This is a genomic window from Flavobacterium chungangense LMG 26729, assembly GCF_000735715.2.
Taxonomy (GTDB): Bacteria; Bacteroidota; Bacteroidia; order Flavobacteriales; family Flavobacteriaceae; genus Flavobacterium; species Flavobacterium chungangense.
The window spans coordinates 13,368-33,323 of sequence record NZ_JASY01000005.1 but is presented as its reverse complement, the minus strand read 5'-3'; the positions used below and the strand labels follow the sequence as shown (position 1 = coordinate 33,323).

Genomic DNA, 19,956 nt, shown 5'->3' with positions numbered 1-19,956 from the left:
ACTTTGTGTTATAATTATTTCACTGAGATTCACAGAGCTTTCGAAAAGTTTCACTGAGATAAAATAAATATAAACTACAACATCCCATTATACTTCCTAATAAACCATTCCGTTGTCAATAAAACAGCAATTAAAACCAACAACCAAACCCAGTCAATAATTGGTGTTTTAGTAGAGATGTTTTTCTCTATCGATTTGTATGCTGCATTTTCTAAAAGTGTCTGAATCAAATCATCTGCCTGATTTTCGAAAAAGGCTTTTCCATTGGTTTGCAATGCCAATTGTTTCAGTTTTTGAACATCCGGATTTACAAATTGTTTTTCGATATCAAAATCCAAAATCTCAAAATGACTTGCATACGAAGTATTTGAATTTAGTTCTTTTACCGTAAAATTATATTTTCCGGCAGCCAGACCGTCTAAGTTGACCGAGAAAGAATTGTTCCCTTTTAATAAATCATAATTTTTGATTTTCTTCGTTTTTGCATTTGTAACCGTGATGGTTAATCTGGCTTTTTCATCAAACTCATAGTTTTTATTGAAATACTGCGCATTGATTACAATAGCCTCTCCCGAATTGTAAAAACTTTCATGCGTTACAACCAATGATTTTTTTGAAGCCGATGTTGCCAAATACTGAATGATCTTGTCTACAAAAACATCATATTTTTCAAACGACTGATTGTCAATATGACTTTGCAGACGCCATTTCCAGCTGTTTTCTCCTAAAAGAAAAGCAGTTCTTTTGCCTTGATTTTCGGCGAAAGCCAATAAAGGCGCATTGGTCGAAACGTTTCTGATTTTAGACGAAAGCAAAACCGATACATTTCCACTGGTTGTAATACTTCCAAATAGATTTTGTAATGGCGGAAAGTTTTCAAAAGCAATATTTTCAATCGCAAACAAATTAAACTGCGACTGAAATTCGTTTAAATAATCTTCTCTTTGACCGCTCATTTTAAAAACCAGATTATTCTGTTTTTGGTTTAGGAAATTAAAGTCGGTATTGTTTCCGGTAATGATAAAACTATTTGTTCCGGCCAGTTTATTGTTGTAAAAAATAGGTTTGAAGGATCCATTTGGCTGATATAAAACCAAAACTGACACATCATTTAATTTATCAATTTCATTAGGTTTTGCCAGAATGACTTTGCGCTGTGCATTTGTTTCAATTGAACGTTTCAAAGCTCCAATGTCCGGATGATTTATAGTGGAAACGATCGCAATAGTTGACTTTTGATCGATTACTTCAACTGCAAAGTTCTTGATATTGTTGTAACTGTTTTTCTCTTTTACATTAGATAAAATATTGGCTCTGAAAATTTGCAGCCCAACTTTATCAGCCGGTAACAATAGATTTAAAGATGCTGTTTTTTTAGAGGGAGAAAAAGAAACTTTCTCTCTTGCTACAACAGAATTTCCCTGCGAAATTGTAAAATCGGCGTTTACTGCTTTATTACCTGCATATTGCAGAAAAACTTCAACCGGGAATTTATTTTTATGAAAAGCGTATTTGTTTACGTTTAACTGATTGATTTTTAAATCAAAAAAAGTGGTTGTATCTCCCACAACCAAAGGATACACTTTATTGACAGGATCAAAACGATATACGTAATCGTTTCCTGTAGTCTGATTTCCGTCGGTGATGATAACCGTTGGAAAAATCAGGTTTTTATTGATGCTTTTTAAATTCTTTGCAACCTCATCCAGATTGGTCTGTTTTCCTTTAAAATCAAACTTGTCCGAAGGCTTAAAATCGGTATCAAACTGATAAGACTGGATTTCAAATTTATCCTGAAGGGCTGGATCCGAAATCAGTTTCTGATACAATTCAGTAACTTTTTTATCAGATTTCAAAGCGGTAATAGAACTCGAATTATCTACCGCAATTGCCAAAGGGGTTTTGGTTACTTCCAGCGAATTCTTAGTCATTACAGGATTAATTAGTAAAATCAATAATCCAAAAATGATTGAAAAACGCAAAAAAGCCAAAAGCATATTCACATTCGAATAACTTTTGGCTTTATAAAAATATTGAAAGTACGACAATCCACCAGCTATTACTAAAGAAAGTAATACTAATAGAATCGTGTTTGTAGTCATATATTATTTTGTTTATGGTTTATAGTTTTTTGTTTATAGTTTATGGCTGCAGGACAATAAACAACAAACCATCAAAAATCAACTTATTATGTAAGCATTCCTCCGCAAACATTGAGCACTTGTCCGGTAACATAAGCACTCATATCAGATGCTAAGAAAAGACATGCATTAGCAACATCCTCAGTAGTTCCACCACGTTTTAACGGAATTCCGTCTCTCCATCCTTTTACTACATCTTCAGGTAATTTTGCCGTCATTTCGGTTTCAATGAATCCCGGAGCAATTGCGTTACAACGAATATTACGCGAACCCAACTCTAAAGCTACTGATTTTGTAAAACCTATTGCACCTGCTTTTGAAGCTGCATAGTTCGTTTGTCCCGCATTTCCTGAAACTCCAACCACAGAACTAATATTCACAATAGAACCTGCACGTTGTTTTAAGAAAGTCTTCTGAATTGCTTTTGTCATATTAAAAACCGATTTCAAATTGACATCAATCACCTGATCAAAATCAGCTTCAGACATGCGCATCAATAGATTATCCTTTGTAATACCGGCATTGTTAATCAAGATATCAACTGTTCCAAAATCTGCCAGAACAGCATCAACAAAAGTCTGCGCTTCATTAAAATCTGCTGCATTCGACTGATACCCTTTTGCTTTAACTCCCAAACCGTTCAATTCCGCCTCCAAAGCCTGAGCAGATTCTACAGATGAACTGTATGTAAAGGCCACATTGGCACCGTGCTTAGCAAAAACCTCAGCAATTCCTCTACCTATTCCACGGCTTGCGCCTGTAATGATGGCTACTTTTCCTTCTAGTAATTTCATATTAAAAATTAATTTTATAATTATTTGTAGCTAATCCTGCTATCCGCTATATCTTTATTATCCGCAAAAAGCGGCTAAAAAAGGATACCGCTTCTATCAGGGCTAAAAACGACTCGTCAAATATAGAAAAATTCCTTTTTTTAAAAAAATAACAATTACAATAACATTTTAATATCATAAAAAAACAAATCTTCCTAAATGTGATACAAATCAAAAAAGCAGTCCAAAATGAACTGCTTTTCCTATATAAAAATTAAACTATATTTTTAATTTAATGCATATGTAGTAATTCTAAAATTACTATTAGCACTGGTAAATGTCCAAATAACATTGCTGTAAGTAATTTTAAAATTTTCTCTTTTAACATATAAACCTTTAGAATTTGTTAATTCATCATCAATTTTTTTCAATAAGGCTGGTGCCGGAATTAATGCTGTTGCAGTCTGCCATGAATCATGAGTTAACACTATTGTTTTATCTACAGCATTTTCGCTCGTAGTCACATTGTGGTAAAGTGTTGGTCTTCCTCCTGAGAATCTGTATTCAATGTAATTCCATCCTCCATCATTAAAATAAAGCTGTACCCTTGTTAATTGCTGATTAGCAGGCAAGTTTGCATTAATCTCATTTAACAAAGACCTACATAAAGTAGATGTTGTAGGAGCATTTGTTAAAAAAGGAGAAATATATCCATAGACCTTGAAAGGATTTCCGTCTAATAATACCTTATAATCATCTGTCAGGATGAGTGGCTTATTTGTATATTTAATAGTTGCGCTCACTCCGCCAGTTCCAGTCGCAGTAAAACTTCCATCGGATTCATTATAAGCAAAATTAGTTAAGTTTTGACCTTTAACTACTACTGCCGGACTAACAGTGATTCCTGTTGGCGTGTAAGCAATCCCCATGTTGTAGCTCATATTGTAACCTGTTTCTACAGAATTTGCTGTTGCGAATCGAGGAGCTTCATCAAAAACAAAATCTAATTGGTGTTTTGTTGTACCATCATTCGTTTCTAACATTCTAAACAATGGACGATCATCTCCTCCTACAACATTTTCTGCCATAATAATGTTCTCAGATAAATTATTCCAGTCATCAGCGGTTGCTTTTACGAATCTTAATTCCTGAAAACTTCTATTGGTTTTAAAAATGATGTCCCCATTTTCCTGGCCGTAATACAAAAACTGAAAATCACCTTTGTATCCTTTACCTTCTAATGCTGCAGTTGGAAAATTATTTGAGTCTGATAAAAGATGAATTCTGTTTTTTGTAGAAAACAATAAACTTACCGTACTGCTAAGTTCTACACTGTAATCACTTACATACGAATCTGTATCTTCATCAAAATCAGAAGCCATTTCTACTTTTCCATCACTAGAGAATTTGAATAAATGGGTAAAACCTCCCAATTGCGTATTATCTGTAAAATATACTGCTTTCCAGCCATACTGTGATGTCAGCAATAAATCACTCAATTCTTTTTTCTGAGCATTTAATCTTTCCGTTGGCGTCTGATCAAACTTTTGTTCTGCATCTGTATTGGTACAAGAACCTAATTGTACTGCTATAAAAGCAAAAATTAGAAACTTAAATATATTTTTTATTTTCATGATGTTTCTTGTTAAATTAATTTTTTAACTAATTTTAATTACCATTAACAACCGCTGTGGTATTTTTTTCAGCTTCATCTCTTAAAGCATAAAAATCTAAATTAAAGGCTTCCTTGAAATATTTAACTACAATAGCTTCTTTAGCTCTAATTGCCGCCACTGCTTCATCACTATCAATTCCTGCTAAAATTGCATCATATTCAGCTTTAGAATTAATAAGCATAATAGAGGCCATTTCTGCAAAATCTTCATTAATGTTGGATCTTGCATAAGCAGTTATAAAGCCTTCTTCATTTGCTACGGCATCATTAGATGCGTACCAGTTTGCGGTATACCCGGAAGGTGTAATTTTAGACAGTGCTTTTTCATCGTAAGGCTTGGTCTGATTTAAAATATGAATATATTCATGCTGTATGGTATGAATAAACCTTTTTACATTTTCTCTATCTGTTTTATCCACATAATCTGTTTCAAAAAGAGTAACTCTTTGTCCACCTTCTGCCAAACCTAAAGTAATGGTTCCGGTTGAATTTAGGTTCACACCACCCACCAATACAATTTCTCGGGGTGCTATTTTTTTAACAAAATCCGGTCCTGCAATGGTTTTATAACTCTCTAACCAAATTTTTTGAATAATTTCCAGTACCGGTTTTACCTTATCTTCTTGAGGTGGATATAAATAACGATTAAAATCAACTGTATTTTGATTCCACTTATACTGAACCTTCATATTATAAGGATTCAAATAAGCTGTTGTAATCCATTTATCTAAATCAGTTTGAACAGGGTTACTTAAATCTAACTGACTCTCTTTTAGCAAATCTTCATGAGAACATCCGCTAAAGGCAATAAAAGCTAATGCTAAAATTGCAATTCTATATTTTTTGATGATTTTCATATTTTATATTTTATATTACCTTGGATTTTTTTCAACACCATTTGATGATGCATGTAATGGAATTTGTAACGCTCTGCGCTTATCATTCTTGGTCAAGATATTTGTTGGATTATTATAGATTTCATGTCTAACTTCTAAATTAAAACGTTTAATATCAAACCATCTGATTCCCTCATGAATAAAATCTACTCTACGAATCTGCGCAATTGCTTTTATATATGATTTTTGCTCATCTGAAGTATTGTAAAACGGTGTATATTCATTTTGAATTACAGGATAGGTATCAACAACTAACTCATTTGTTACAATATCTGTTGCAGGATTGAATCCTTCAGTGATTGTCGATAAGTAATATTGTAATTCAATATTTGCTTCGGCAAAATTATTTTGCATAACAAGAGCTTCAATTCTGTTGAGATAAAACTCATTGTTGCTTATTAATACTTGTGAAACAAAACCATTTCCAATACCTGCATTCGGATTCGTATATTTAAAATATTCATCAAATTTTGGCACAAAAACTGTAATCTGGCCATTATACGATAAAATATCGAAAAGCCAATTTTTATTAAAAAGATTAGTCGAAGCTCCTACAATTTCATCTTGTCTGGCTCCTGTAAGCTGAAATCTATTTTGGTAAAAAGATCTTTTATACCATGATTGAGCAGAGGTTACTAATAAATTGGTTTCTTCAGTTGCTTCACCATAAACCCTAAGACGTGTATTAAAGTCAAATGCTAAATAGGACTCGTAATTTCTCAGCTTTCCATCAGGGTTAGCTGCTAATTGATCTGAAAGCGAAACGACTTTGGCCCAATTTCCTTTAATTAAGTAAAAACGGGATGCAAAAGCTTTCGCTGCTTCTACATTAAAATGAAATTTAGGTTGTTTATATTCATTTGTCACATATTTTAACCCTTCTTCAATATCTTGTTCCAGGTATAAAAAAACTTCTGCCATAGAATTTCTTTTATACTTTTTGATCAATACATCTTCTGGTTCTGTTACATATGGTATTCCTAAATCTGTATCAGCAGTAGCCGGATTATAACGATTAGCCCAAAAAGTAACCAACATAAAATGTGCATACGCCCTTGCTAATAATGCCTCCCCCTTTTGTGGATTAAGGCTAGCCGGACTGCCTAATTCTTCAATAGCCTGCAAGGCTTTATTTGCATGTGCAATGGCATTATAACAAGCATCCCAATAATTTGCCTGAGTATCTGTATCCACTGCCTCATTCATTTCCCAATTATAATTTTGCGTGTTATTGGGCTCAAACAAACCTGGATCAGCACTATCAAAAACATTATCCGACATTGTTTCTGCAAACTCCATATAAGAACCTTTTGGATAAGCATTAACAAGCAATTCAGTTATTTTTTCTGGTGTATCTATTTGTGTTCTATTATCCGGAGTTTCTGATAAGAATTCATCACAACTACTGATACTTATAAGTAACAATAGTGATAGTGTTATTTTTATTTTTTTCATAATACTATAAATTATAATGAAATGTTTAATGTAAATGTATATTGTGTTGTAACCGGTAATGCCACACCTCCTGTATTACGAAATTCAGGATCCTGACCATTTAGTCTTTTATCTGAATAAATCAATAATGGGTTAACCGCAGAACCTTTTAACGTGAAAGTCGATAATCCTAATTTTTTCTTGAAATCTTTAGGAAATTCCCAACTTAGGGATACATTTTTTAATCTGACAAAATCTCCGTCTGCGATACGTGCATCCGAAAAATTATAGGTATTATAAGCAATTTCAAGATCTCTTGACTGTTCATCATAATTAGCAATTAATCTTTTATCTGCTATTACAGGTATATTAGTAACATTTTCATCGCCAGGATTTATCCAACGGTTTGTATAATCTTTTGTAAATACTGTTAAGTCATCATATTCACTATCAAATATCGGATTTAAACGGACTTTATTTCCGGCAGATGCTACTACAAAAACATATAATGACCAGTTTTTATAAGTAAAAGTGTTTGAAAGACCGAAAGATTTATTTGGTTCAATTGATCCTTCATATTTTAAATAGTCCGTAACATTTTCAGTGTCCTGAAAATTAGCACCTGCAATATTATCAGTTTCTCCTTCTTTCATTTGAAATGTTGGTAAACCCTGATTATTTAAACCTGTAAAATGATACGAAAAAAGTGAGTTTCTTGGGCGTCCTAATGCATTTCCTCCGGTTCCTTCAATCAAATCAAAAGCAGTAGGCTGATTTCCTAACTTTGTAACTTCCTGGTTGTAAACTGAGAAATTAAAATTAGTTGACCATTTAAAATCTTTAGCGTTGATATTAGTAGTTGTTAAACTAATCTCAAGACCTTTTGTTTCCATATCGGCATTGTTTCCTTGTTTTATTTTTTGTCCTCCTATTCCGGATGTCACTACATAATCTACCAGGTCAAATGCTTTTCGGCTGTAAATATCTGTTGTTAATTGTATCCTGTTATTAAACATTCCAAGATCAAAACCTAAATTGGTTTCAAATTGTTTTTCCCAAGTCAAATCTCCATTCTGAAGTTCATCTATTTCAATACCAGATTCTCTGTCATCTAAATTTAAACGGTCAGTAATAAAACTTTTATAAATAGCCAATGAATTTGTAGCAGGCCCCGCTGTAGCGGTAAGTCCATAAGATGCTCTTAAAGCAAGATTATTTATTACAGAAACGTTTTGCATAAAATCTTCCTCCTTCACATTCCATTTTCCACTAAAAGTATAAGTAGGAAGCCATCTTGAAGAATCACTATTTCCTTGTCTGTTTGATCCGTCATAACGCCCTGTAAGAGATCCTGTATAACGACGATCATAAGTATATCCTACTTTTCCAAAAAATCCCATTGTTCTTTCTCTTTCTTCATTAAAACCAAAATAAGAGCCCCCTTCTGTAATGATTTTTTCTAATAGTCTTGGGTCTGTAAAACCGGTAAGACCTTTATCATACTGCACACCAAAAGCAGTAAAATTATCACTGTTTCTGTCTAAAGACCTTAATTCGGTACCAAACAAACCTTCTAATTCATGTTTATCATTTAATGTACGTCTATAGTTAACACTATTTCTAATATTATAAGATGTTAAATCATTTGTAAATTTTCTAAGCATTCCCCCATTTGGCAGAACTGAAACTTTTGGTGCAGTCAGGTCATCAGGATCCTGATATAAAAAAATATTTTCATCTCTGACAACTGTTGTTTCGGCAGCATTATAAGCACCTACTATATTCGAATTTTCAAGAATTTTATGTTCTCTGCTTGTATTAGCATATCGGGCAGCTGCAGTCAGATTATAGGTCAAATAAGGATTTATTTTATAATCTAAATCCATTTGAAAACGTATATCTTTTACCTTAATCTCCATGAAATTATTCTGTAATTCATTTAAGATATTTATTGGTGCCCAATTGTTTCTGTAATATTCTAAATTACCGTTGTCATCATAAGGTCTTAAAGTTCTGCTTGTATTTAACACATAATTGAACGGATTAATATCAAAAGCTCTGGTAGTTGTTCCAAAATATTCATCCTTTTCACTATCATAACTTCCAGGAGCCCCCTGATCTCTAATAGAAGCTTGTGTCGTTAGCGTAACATTCAATCTGTCATTAACATAAAAAGTTCCCTTTAAATTGGACGAAAGTTGTTTAACATTATCCGCAATACTCCAACCCGGATCAGTATAATAGGCTAATGATCCATAAAATGTATTGTTTTTTCCACCTCCTGAAAAACTTAAGGAATGATTTTGGGTAATTGAAGGTCTGAACAACGTTTTAAACCAATCTGTGTTTGCTAATTCATATTTTTTTAAAAAAGCATTACGACTAGCCGGATCATTATTTACTAAATAACTATCTGTTTCAGGTATATAGGTAGAAACAGCTCTTTCTAGAATATTATAAACCCCGCCATAACGTCCTTGTGTTGTTAATGGTCTTTCTAAGAACCCTTTTGCTTCAACCTCTTTTAAAATACTCATTGTTTCCTGAGAATTCAAAATATCATATTGATTATAATTTGGCACAGTTCTTACTGAATTTTCAACTGAATAAGTGACCTTTAATGGAGAATCTCTTCGTCCTTGTTTTGTAGTCACAACAATAACACCGTTTAATGATCTTGACCCATATATAGAAGTTGCCGATGCATCTTTCAAAATTTCGATACTTTGTATGTCATTCGAATTTAAACCCGCAACCGAAGAACTTAATAATGTTTCGGAATTTCCAGAGGCCAAGTCTGCTACAGAAACATTAATAATATCTTCCTGAACAACTCCATCAATAACCCATAATGGTTTAGTATCTCCAAAAATAGATGATGATCCACGTACTGTAATTTTTGGTGCTGTTCCAAAAGTACCTGTAATATTCTGAACAGTTACCCCCGCTGCTTTACCTTCAATCATTCTACTGATATCCACTACACCGTCTACTTTAAGTTCAGAACCCGAAATTTTACTTATAGCTCCTGTAAAAGTTCTTTTAGAAGTTTTTTCATAACCTGTAGTAATGACCACTTCTTTTAAGTTTTGTCCTTCTTCTGTTAAGGCAATTGTTGGAGAAGTATTTTCTATTCCAATTTCTTTAGTTTCGAAACCTACATAAGAAATTAGTAACCTATTACTGTTAGTTGGCATCTCAATAGAAAAATTTCCATCAAAATCAGTCAGCACCGATATCTTTGATCCTTTTGCAAGTACAGTAGCTCCAGGTAATGGGCTACCACTTAAATCTGTTACTTTACCTCTGATAATAGGACCAGCCGATAAAATTTCGAATAATGGATTACGAGACTCATCGCTGCTAAAACCATCTAATTTTGTTTTTTTTTGTAAAATAATCTGATTACTTATTTCTGAATAAGTAATATTGAATGGTTTTAAAATTCGGCTAAGTATACTTTCTAAAGTTTCCTGATTAGCTTCAAGACTAACTTTTTGATTTAGCTGTGGTAATCTGGAATTGTATGAAAATTTTACGTGTGCAGACTTTTCAAGTTTAGACAATGTATTATCCAAACTTAAATTTTCAACTGCAATGGTAACTTTCGTATCTAATTTTCTTTGTCCATTCACACTGTTTGCCATGGTAACACTTGAAAACACAAGTGCTAAGGCGAACTGAAATAGCGTTATTTTCATGATTCGATGGAGTAATCGTTGTTTAACAACTGGTTTTTTCATAATTTTGGTTTGTTTTGATTAATACTGTTCAAGGGTATTTTAGAAACGCAATAAATAACTCTTTACAGAGAGTCATTTAACTTTATTAAGTGTCGGATATGTTACAGCATTTCGGCACTTTTTATATATTTTCACATAGGCAACAATGAATTTTATTTATACTTACTATTAAATCTGGTTATTAAAAATTTAATTACAGCCTTGTGAGGTTATTGTAATTTGATTTCCATTCATTTCAAAACTGGTATCATTTCCAATGCTTTTGCAAATAATTTTAAGCTTCTCTGATAATGGCTGATCACTTAATGAAGTTGTTAAATGACAATCTTTTAATTTATCTTTAGGAAAATCAACTTCAACTAAATATGCTTGTTCTATTGTTTTAAAAATCTGTTCTACTGGAATATCCGTAAATTCAAAACTTAATTGTTCAATATTACCGACACTGCTAACCAATGTTTTGTCTTCAGTAATATTGGTTATCTTATTAAAAATTAAATCTTTTCTTAAAACACGCAAAGCTTCATTAGGTAGTAAAACAATTTCTTGTTTTGAATTTCCTATCAACTCATTTGAACTTACCTTTACTCTACCGGTGCGAACAAGAACTTCAAGATTTGGTTGGTCTGAATAAGCTCTTACCCGAAAACTAGTACCAACGACTTTTGTAATAATTTCATTAGCATAAACAAGAAAAGGTTTTTGGGGATTTTTACTAATTTCAAAGAAACCTTCCCCGGATAAATAAACCTTTCTTTCGTTTCCTGTAAAAATTTTAGGGTAACTTAATTTACTATTTGGCTGTAATAAAACCGAACTGCCATCAGACAAAGTTATTATTTGCGGTTTGTCAGAATTATTCGTCTGTTCAACAAGTCCTTCGCTATTATCTTCAATAAGTTCTTTATAGGTAACCACTGTATGGCTTACATCGAATTGAACATGGTAAAACCAAATCGATAAAAAACCAAAAAATAAAGTAGCAGCAATTCCAAGCCAGTAATGTCTTAAATATTTAACTGGATAATGTTTAGTGGTTTTATTGTCTTTTTCTTTTTCTTCAATTTTAACCCAGGTCGATTGCAGTGCATCAGTAAGTTCTGATGAAGAAATTTTTTTAACAGGTACTTTCATCGCCAGCAACAAAAGCCTGGAATCTTCTACTAATTTTGCTCGTTGCTGATTTTCTAAAGTCCATTCTTCCCAGCCTTGCTCATCAATTTTAGACAAAACCCACAATTGAAATGATTGATCGGCTAAAAAATCTTCAATTTCGATATAATAATTACGTTTTTGCATCTATGAAATAAGGTTACAAAAACATAGAGGACAGTTTTCTTATTATATACTCACTGATTTATGATTTTTTTTTATTTTTTTTAACTAAATATTAAAAATGCATGAAGATAGTAATACTAAAAGAGGAAAACTTCCTTTCCATTCCTTACGAAGCTTAAGTAAACCGCGGTGTAATAGATTATTTGCTGATTGATAATTTACGTCTAACATTTCTGCAATTTGTTCAACTGACAATCCTTGGTTATATCTTAAAAAAAGTGCTTCTTTTTGACGGGAAGGCAAATCATTTAAAAGTTTATTGAGATACAATACACGTTCTGCAGTTGCTTCATCATCTATAAAATCATATTCTACTGAAAAATCAAAAAGAAATTCAATTGAATCAGTAGTAGTAATTTTTTTAAAAATATGATCACGCTCATACAACCTTGCAATTCTCTTTCGCACACTTGACAATAAATAAGCTTTTACCACATTAGGTTCTTGCAATGAATCCCGATACAACCAAATATCAGCAAATACATCCTGAACACAATCCTGTACTTTTTCTGCAAAGGGCGAAAATGAATTTCCATAATTAATTAAATCCGCATAGTACTTTTCAAAAAGTAACGAAAATGATTTTTCATCACCTGCCTTCAGTTTACTCCAAAGTTTATGGTCATCGTAGGTTTTTATTGTTAAGATTTGGGTTTTCATAAATATTCAGTATTTATATTAGAAACAACCACCCAACGTGCTTTTAAAATTTATCATTTTTTTTGCTTCAATAAATTATGTAAAAAATATTTTAAACTAATAAATAATAATTAAAACACAATATTGTGAGTTATTTTTTACAAAAACAAAAATATAATTTAACATTATTTTGTGTTTTTGTTTTATAAATATATGAAGCCCAAAGTTTAAAAACAATTTTTTTACAAAAAAGAAATGTTTTATTTACAAAACAAAGAAACAAGTACAAAAAAGCACAAAAAAAGCCTTACTAAAGTTAGTAAGGCTTATTACGAAAAGTTTATTTAAAAAAGCTTTTAGAAAGCTACATTCCATCTTGGTAATTTACCATTATCATCTAAGAAATTTTGCAAAACTTGTCCTTCAACTGCAGTTGGAATAGCTTTAACATCTGCATTAAAAGTTTCATACCAAACAACTTCAAGAGCTGAAATACTTTCCAGTTTCATTTGTGCCGGCCAAGAGTATTTTCTTCCGGTTTTGGCAAATTGATGTCCGTTTACAATTTTATCATATAACCCGCCATTTTTGCTTTTCAATGTCCCATCATTTTGAACAGTTCCGGTAGAAGCTACCATGATTAATTCTTTTGCTTCAGCTTCAACAGCATACACAACAAAAATCCCTGCGCTTCCTTCGGGAGCATTACAAACTTGCTCTAAACTGTCTTCTATCGTAAAAGTAAAACTATTGCTTACTTTAAATTTTTTTAATTCTTTACTCATTTTTCTTATTTTTAAGCTACTGCTATTTGAGAATTTCAGTAGCCAAGTTTTTAATTATATTCCAGCCATTTTAAAAATATAAAAAAGTCTCAACAAAATATTGAGACTTTTTTGGAATTTGTTATTTTAAATATTGGAGATTATCCCAATACTTCTTTTACTTTTTTACCAATTTCAGCTGGTGAATCAACAACATGAATTCCGTTGTCTCTCATGATTTGTTTTTTAGCAGCAGCAGTATCATCAGAACCACCAACAATAGCACCTGCGTGACCCATTGTTCTCCCTGCAGGAGCAGTTTCTCCGGCAATGAAACCAACAACTGGTTTACGGTTACCATCAGCTTTAACCCATTTAGCAGCATCAGCTTCTAATTGACCTCCAATTTCACCAATCATGATGATAATTTCAGTTTCAGGATCGTTCATTAATAATTCTACAGCTTCTTTAGTAGTAGTTCCAATGATTGGATCTCCACCAATACCAATAGCAGTAGTAATTCCTAAACCTTGTTTTACAACCTGGTCAGCAGCTTCATAAGTTAAAGTTCCAGATTTAGAAACGATACCAACAGTTCCTTTTTTGAAAACGAAACCTGGCATAATACCAACTTTAGCTTCACCCGGAGTAATGATACCAGGACAGTTTGGACCAATTAATCTTGAATTTCTTTCTTTAACATAATTATTAGCCTTAATCATATCTGCTACAGGAATTCCTTCTGTAATTGCAATAATTACTTTAATTCCGGCATCAGCAGCTTCCATAATTGCATCAGCAGCAAAAGCCGGCGGTACAAAAATGATAGAAGTATCAGCTCCGGCCTGATCTACAGCATCTTTTACTGTGTTAAAAACCGGACGGTCCAAATGACTGGTCCCTCCTTTTCCAGGAGTAACACCACCCACAACATTAGTACCGTACTCAATCATTTGAGAAGCATGGAAAGTTCCTTCGCTTCCTGTAAATCCCTGAACAATTATTTTGGAATCTTTATTAACTAAAACACTCATGATATATATTTTATGTAGTTTTTAAAATTGTGATGCAAAAGTAAGGTTTTGTAACTTATTTTCACCTTTTTTATCGGCAAAAAATATCACGAAAATTGACTCATTTGATAACCTCTATACAATTTACCGTCTTTTATCTGCCAAATCGTAAAAAAATGTGCCAACAACATTTCTTCACGAGGATTTTCAATCGTTTTTACAAAGTGAGAATAACGTACTGAAACCAAATCATCTTCAGCTATTATATGGCTAATTCTAACTTTTGAACGCACATAAGCTCGATTTAATTCATTTGCCATGTTTATTATCGAATCGTAATCCATATGGATTAATCCTTTACTGCTATTCCACTCTATAGTTACATCGGGATGCAGATAGGTCTTAAAAATTTCACTATCAATCAGGGCATCCGATTTATAAAATTTTTGAACAAATTCTTTAATAGACATAGTTATTTTAATTTACTTAAAATTTCAGGAATCTTTTTGATATTAGCTAATTGTTTCAACTTTTCTCTTGATTCTTCGATTGGAGTTCCAAAATAAGATTTTCCGCCTTCAACCGATTTAGTAACGCCTGTCTGCCCCATAATAACAGCCTTCGCTCCTATTGTGATACCGCTTGTTGTCCCAACTTGTCCCCAAATAGTTACTTCATCTTCAATAATAACACATCCGGCAATACCTGTTTGAGAAGCAATTAAACATTTTTTTCCTATTACAGAATCATGCCCAACATGTACCTGATTATCGATTTTGGTTCCTTCACCAATTGTCGTATCGCCAGTTACACCTTTGTCAATTGTACACAGAGCACCAATACCAACATTGTTTTCAATAACTACTCTTCCTCCGGAAATTAACTGATCAAAACCATCAGGACGTTTTTTATAATAAAAAGCATCTGCCCCTAAAATAGTTCCGGAATGAATAATTACATTATCACCAATTACAGTATGATCGTAAATAGAAACATTAGAATGTATCAGGCAGTTTTTACCAATAGTAACGTGATTTCCAACAAAAGAATTTGGCTGAATAACAGTCCCTTCTCCTATTTTTGCAGATGGAGCAATAGCAACATTCGCATATTGAAAAGGCTTAAAATGTTTGGTTAAAGTATTGAAATCTCTGAAAGGATCATCAGAAATTAAAAGAGCTTTACCTTCAGGACAATCTACTTTTTTATTAATTAAAACAATAGTAGCAGCTGACTGTAAAGCTTTGTCATAATATTTGGGATGGTCAACAAAAACAATATCACCTGGTTCAACTACATGAATTTCGTTCATGCCTAAAACATCAAAGTCTTTGTCACCAATAAATTCGCAATTAAGCAAATTCGCAATTTCTTCTAAAGAGTGAACTTTTGGAAATTTCATATTTTATAATTAGAAAATGTGCTAATTAGAAAATGAGTCAATTAGAATGTGAATATACAAAATTACAACAATTCACAAATTATCTAATTGACTCATTTTCTAATTATCTCAATTAAAAAGTTACTCTTTTACACGCTCCATATAAGAACCTGAAGCGGTATCAATTTTAATTTTATCACCTTCATTGATGAATAACGGTACGTTTACAGTTGCTCCTGTTTCTACAGTAGCTGATTTTGTAGCATTTGTAGCTGTATTTCCTTTCACTCCAGGTTCAGCATAAGTTACTTCTAAAACAATTGAAGCCGGCATATCAACTGACAAAGGTAAATCTGTTTCTGTATTAACCTGAACCATTACGTTTGTTCCTTCTTTTAATAACCCCGGAGCATCTAAAATACTTTTATTCAAAGAAATTTGCTCGAAAGTTTCAGCATTCATGAAATGAAACTCTTCTCCTTCAGCATATAAAAACTGATACGTATGTGTTTCTACACGTACGTCTTCGATTTTGTGTCCTGCAGAAAAGGTATTGTCCAATACTTTTCCTGTTGTTAAGCTTTTTAATTTTGTTCTCACGAAAGCAGGACCTTTTCCTGGTTTTACGTGAAGAAATTCGATAATTTTATAAATATCGTGATTATATTTAATACATAATCCGTTTCTAATATCTGATGTAGACGCCATTTGTTTTTTATTTTATTTACTTTGGTTAAATCGTTGAATCGTTTAACTGTTTTTTCGATTTGAACGATTAAACAAATAAACAATTAAACTCTATTTTAATAATTTCCTGAATATCCTTTCATTACCCCTCTTGATGAATTTCGAATAAAATCTAAAATTTCATCTCTCTCCGGAGTAGCTTCCATTTCACCTTCAATAATACTCAAAGCTTGTGTTGTATTGTAATTTTTCTGGTAAAGAATTCTGTAAATATCCTGTATTTCTCTTATTTTTTCAGTGCTAAAACCTCTTCTTCTAAGTCCTACTGAATTTATTCCCACATATGATAATGGTTCTTTCGCAGCTTTAGTATATGGTGGAACGTCTTTTCTTAATAATGATCCTCCTGAAATCATAGCATGATCTCCCACACTGATAAATTGATGAACTGCTGATAATCCTCCAATAATTGCATAATTACCAATAGTAACGTGGCCTCCTAGAAGAACTCCGTTAACAATAATAGCATTATTACCTACATGACAATCATGAGCAATATGTGCAGTTGCCATTATTAAACAATTATTACCTATAACTGTCTGACCTGAAGCTATTGTTCCTCTATTGATAGTTACACATTCTCTTATCGTGCAATTATCACCAATGATAGCCAAAGAATCTTCTCCTCCAAATTTTAAATCCTGAGGAACTGCTGAAATTACTGCACCTGGAAAAATATTACAATTTTTTCCAATTCGGGCACCTTCCATAATGGTTACATTTGAACCTATCCAGGTACCATCACCAATAACAACGTTATTATGAATTGTTGTAAAAGGCTCAATTACAACATTTTTAGCGATTTTAGCGCCAGGATGAACATATGCTAATGGTTGATTCATCTGTATTTTTTATATTTTAATTTAAAATAGTCTAATTTGGGCAACAAACGTAAACAATAATTTTGATTAATTATTGTTTTCTTGCAATTTGCGCCATTAATTCTGCTTCAGCAACTAATTTTCCATTAGCATATGCGTTGGCCTGCATGTGACAAATCCCTCTTCTGATAGGAGAAATCAAATCACACTTAAATATTAAAGTATCACCTGGTAAAACTTTATGTTTGAATTTAACATTATCTATTTTCATGAAATAAGTCAAATAGTTTTCAGGATCCGGAACTGTACTTAGAACTAAAATTCCACCTGTTTGTGCCATTGCCTCAACAATTAATACACCCGGCATAACCGGAGCATCAGGAAAATGCCCAACGAAGAAATTTTCATTCATGGTAACATTTTTCAATCCCACAACATGACTTGATGACATTTCAATAATTCTGTCAATTAACAAAAATGGAGGTCTGTGAGGCAAAACAGCCATAATTTTATGGATATCCATCAATGGCTCCTGATTTAAATCGTAAACAGGGATATGGTTTCTTTGCTCAATTTTTATAATTTTTGCTAATTTTTTGGCAAATTGTGTATTCACATAATGTCCAGGTTTATTAGCAATAATTTTTCCCTGAATTCTAACTCCAATTAAAGATAAATCACCAATAACATCTAAAAGTTTATGTCTTGCCGCTTCATTTGGATAATGCAAAGTTAAATTATCAAGAACACCATTTGGTTTTACAGAAATTTCATCTTTACCAAAAGCTCTTTTTAAGTTTTCCATTGTAGCATCGGAAATCTCTTTATCTACATAAACAATAGCATTATTAAGATCACCACCTTTTATTAATCCATTTTCTAATAAAGATTCTAATTCATGCAAAAAACTAAAGGTTCTTGAATTTGAAATTTCATCTTTAAAATCAGCAATACTTTTCAAAGTAGCATTTTGAGTACCTAAAACTTTAGTACCAAAATCTACCATAGTTGTAACCTGATAATCATCGCTTGGCATAACCAAAATCTCGCTTCCTGTAGTTTCATCTGTAAATGAGATTACCTCTTTTACTACATAAACATTACGCTTTGCATCCTGCTCTTCGATCCCGGCTTTTTCAATAGCCTCAACAAAATATTTTGAAGAACCATCCATAATAGGAAGTTCTGAAGCATTTAATTCTATAATAACGTTATCCAGATCACAACCAACTAATGCTGCTAAAACATGTTCAGGAGTTTGAATTTTTACACCTAATTTTTCTAGATTGGTACCTCTTTGTGTGTTAACTACATAATTGGCGTCAGCCTCAATTACCGGTTGGCCTTGCAAGTCAATTCTAACAAAAGTGAAACCATTATTTATAGGAGCAGGTTTAAAAGTCATTGCAACTTCTTTTCCTGTATGTAATCCAACTCCTGTTAGTGAAATTTCATTCTTGATGGTTTTCTGTTTAACCATTATTTCCATTTTTTGGGTTTATTATTTGTTTCTTTAATTCTTCTAATTCCGCAACAATTTTAGGCAGGTTCTTGAAATGAACATAGGATTTACTAAAATCGCTATAACCAAATGTTGGACTTCCCTGCAAAACTTCGTCATCCTTAATGTTTCTTCCTATTCCGGATTGAGCCTGAACCCGAACATTATTTCCAATTACTAAGTGCCCTGCAATACCAACCTGTCCGCCAATCATACAGTTTTCTCCAATTTTTGTAGAGCCTGCAACTCCTGTTTGAGCTGCAATTACTGTATTTTTACCAATCTCAACATTATGGGCAATCTGAATTTGATTGTCTAACTTTACTCCTTTTCTAATAATTGTAGATCCAAGTGTAGCTCTGTCTATTGTAGTATTCGCTCCAATATCTACATTGTCCTCAATAATAACATTACCAATTTGCGGTACTTTACTATATTCTCCATCTTCATTTGGAGCAAAACCAAAACCGTCTGCACCAATAATAGTTCCTGAATGAATGGTACAGTTATTACCAATTACAGTTTCAGAATAAATTTTAGCCCCTGCAAAAATGCACACATTATCGCCAATAACAACATTATCACCAATAAAACTGTTTGGATATATTTTCACATTATTACCTAAACTCACATTTTGACCCACATAACTAAAACTTCCCAAATACAGGTTTTCACCATATTTGGTTCCTTCAGTTATAAAAGCTTGCGGCTCTATTCCGCTTTTATTTAATTTTACCTGATTATAAAACTCTAAAAGTTTAGAAAAGGATACATATGCATCTTCTACTTTAATTAAAGTAGTTGTAATTTCAGATTCCGGCATAAAAGAATCATTGACAATCGTTACTGATGCTTTTGTAGTGTAAATGTGATTGATATATTTAGGATTTGCCAGAAAAGTAAGTGATCCTTCCTCTCCTTCTTCAATTTTAGACAGTCGAAAAACCTCGGCATTAGGATTCCCAACTACTTCGCCTTCTAAAATCCCCGCTATTTGTTCTGCTGTAAATTTCATCTTATTTGATTCTATTTTTTATACGAATAAGATGGAACTCTATATTAACGTTCTGCTTATATTCAAAAAAAATAT

16 protein-coding genes are annotated in these 19,956 nt (G+C 32.5%); all 16 read right to left on the bottom strand.

Features of this window, described 5'->3' with window-relative positions; genetic code table 11:
- Nucleotides 1-74: 74 nt before the first annotated feature.
- A complete protein-coding gene (locus JE46_RS10995) occupies nt 75-2,102 on the bottom strand; it encodes a hypothetical protein (RefSeq protein ID WP_031455330.1) in 2,028 nt (675 codons plus the stop codon).
- Nucleotides 2,103-2,188: 86 nt separating this feature from the next.
- On the bottom strand, nt 2,189-2,935 hold the full coding sequence (gene fabG / locus JE46_RS10990) for a 3-oxoacyl-[acyl-carrier-protein] reductase (protein WP_031455329.1): 747 nt from the start codon (nt 2,933-2,935) through the stop codon (nt 2,189-2,191).
- A 266-nt stretch (nt 2,936-3,201) separates the two neighbouring features.
- Nucleotides 3,202-4,548: a DUF4302 domain-containing protein gene (locus JE46_RS10985; protein ID WP_031455328.1), complete on the bottom strand. Its 1,347-nt coding sequence runs from the start codon at nt 4,546-4,548 to the stop codon at nt 3,202-3,204.
- A 34-nt stretch (nt 4,549-4,582) separates the two neighbouring features.
- Nucleotides 4,583-5,446, bottom strand: a complete 864-nt coding sequence (locus JE46_RS10980; RefSeq protein WP_031455327.1) for a zinc-binding metallopeptidase — start codon at nt 5,444-5,446, stop codon at nt 4,583-4,585.
- Nucleotides 5,447-5,461: 15 nt separating this feature from the next.
- A complete protein-coding gene (locus JE46_RS10975) occupies nt 5,462-6,940 on the bottom strand; it encodes a RagB/SusD family nutrient uptake outer membrane protein (protein WP_031455326.1) in 1,479 nt (492 codons plus the stop codon).
- 11 nt (nt 6,941-6,951) lie between these two features.
- Complete coding sequence (locus JE46_RS10970; RefSeq protein WP_031455325.1) at nt 6,952-10,662, bottom strand: SusC/RagA family TonB-linked outer membrane protein; 3,711 nt, start codon at nt 10,660-10,662, stop codon at nt 6,952-6,954.
- Nucleotides 10,663-10,851: 189 nt separating this feature from the next.
- Nucleotides 10,852-11,961, bottom strand: coding sequence for a FecR family protein (locus JE46_RS10965; RefSeq protein ID WP_031455324.1), 1,110 nt, complete (start codon nt 11,959-11,961; stop codon nt 10,852-10,854).
- An 84-nt stretch (nt 11,962-12,045) separates the two neighbouring features.
- The gene (locus JE46_RS10960) at nt 12,046-12,660 is read right to left on the bottom strand and encodes an RNA polymerase sigma factor (protein ID WP_031455323.1); all 615 of its coding nucleotides are present in this window, start codon (nt 12,658-12,660) and stop codon (nt 12,046-12,048) included.
- Between the two features lie 335 nt (nt 12,661-12,995).
- Nucleotides 12,996-13,424, bottom strand: coding sequence for a hypothetical protein (locus tag JE46_RS10955; RefSeq protein ID WP_031455322.1), 429 nt, complete (start codon nt 13,422-13,424; stop codon nt 12,996-12,998).
- A 140-nt stretch (nt 13,425-13,564) separates the two neighbouring features.
- Complete coding sequence (gene sucD / locus JE46_RS10950) at nt 13,565-14,437, bottom strand: succinate--CoA ligase subunit alpha (RefSeq protein ID WP_031455321.1); 873 nt, start codon at nt 14,435-14,437, stop codon at nt 13,565-13,567.
- 86 nt (nt 14,438-14,523) lie between these two features.
- Nucleotides 14,524-14,886, bottom strand: a complete 363-nt coding sequence (locus JE46_RS10945; RefSeq protein WP_031455320.1) for a nuclear transport factor 2 family protein — start codon at nt 14,884-14,886, stop codon at nt 14,524-14,526.
- Nucleotides 14,887-14,888: 2 nt separating this feature from the next.
- The gene (locus JE46_RS10940) at nt 14,889-15,818 is read right to left on the bottom strand and encodes a UDP-3-O-(3-hydroxymyristoyl)glucosamine N-acyltransferase (protein ID WP_031455319.1); all 930 of its coding nucleotides are present in this window, start codon (nt 15,816-15,818) and stop codon (nt 14,889-14,891) included.
- A 120-nt stretch (nt 15,819-15,938) separates the two neighbouring features.
- On the bottom strand, nt 15,939-16,505 hold the full coding sequence (gene efp, locus JE46_RS10935) for an elongation factor P (protein WP_031455318.1): 567 nt from the start codon (nt 16,503-16,505) through the stop codon (nt 15,939-15,941).
- Nucleotides 16,506-16,600: 95 nt separating this feature from the next.
- Nucleotides 16,601-17,386, bottom strand: a complete 786-nt coding sequence (gene lpxA, locus JE46_RS10930; protein WP_031455317.1) for an acyl-ACP--UDP-N-acetylglucosamine O-acyltransferase — start codon at nt 17,384-17,386, stop codon at nt 16,601-16,603.
- 70 nt (nt 17,387-17,456) lie between these two features.
- A complete protein-coding gene (locus JE46_RS10925; RefSeq protein WP_031455316.1) occupies nt 17,457-18,845 on the bottom strand; it encodes a bifunctional UDP-3-O-[3-hydroxymyristoyl] N-acetylglucosamine deacetylase/3-hydroxyacyl-ACP dehydratase in 1,389 nt (462 codons plus the stop codon).
- Nucleotides 18,838-19,881 (bottom strand): UDP-3-O-(3-hydroxymyristoyl)glucosamine N-acyltransferase, encoded by a 1,044-nt coding sequence (gene lpxD / locus JE46_RS10920; RefSeq protein ID WP_031455315.1) that lies wholly within the window; start codon nt 19,879-19,881, stop codon nt 18,838-18,840. Before lpxD ends, JE46_RS10925 begins: the two co-directional genes overlap by 8 nt.
- Nucleotides 19,882-19,956 lie beyond the last annotated feature (75 nt).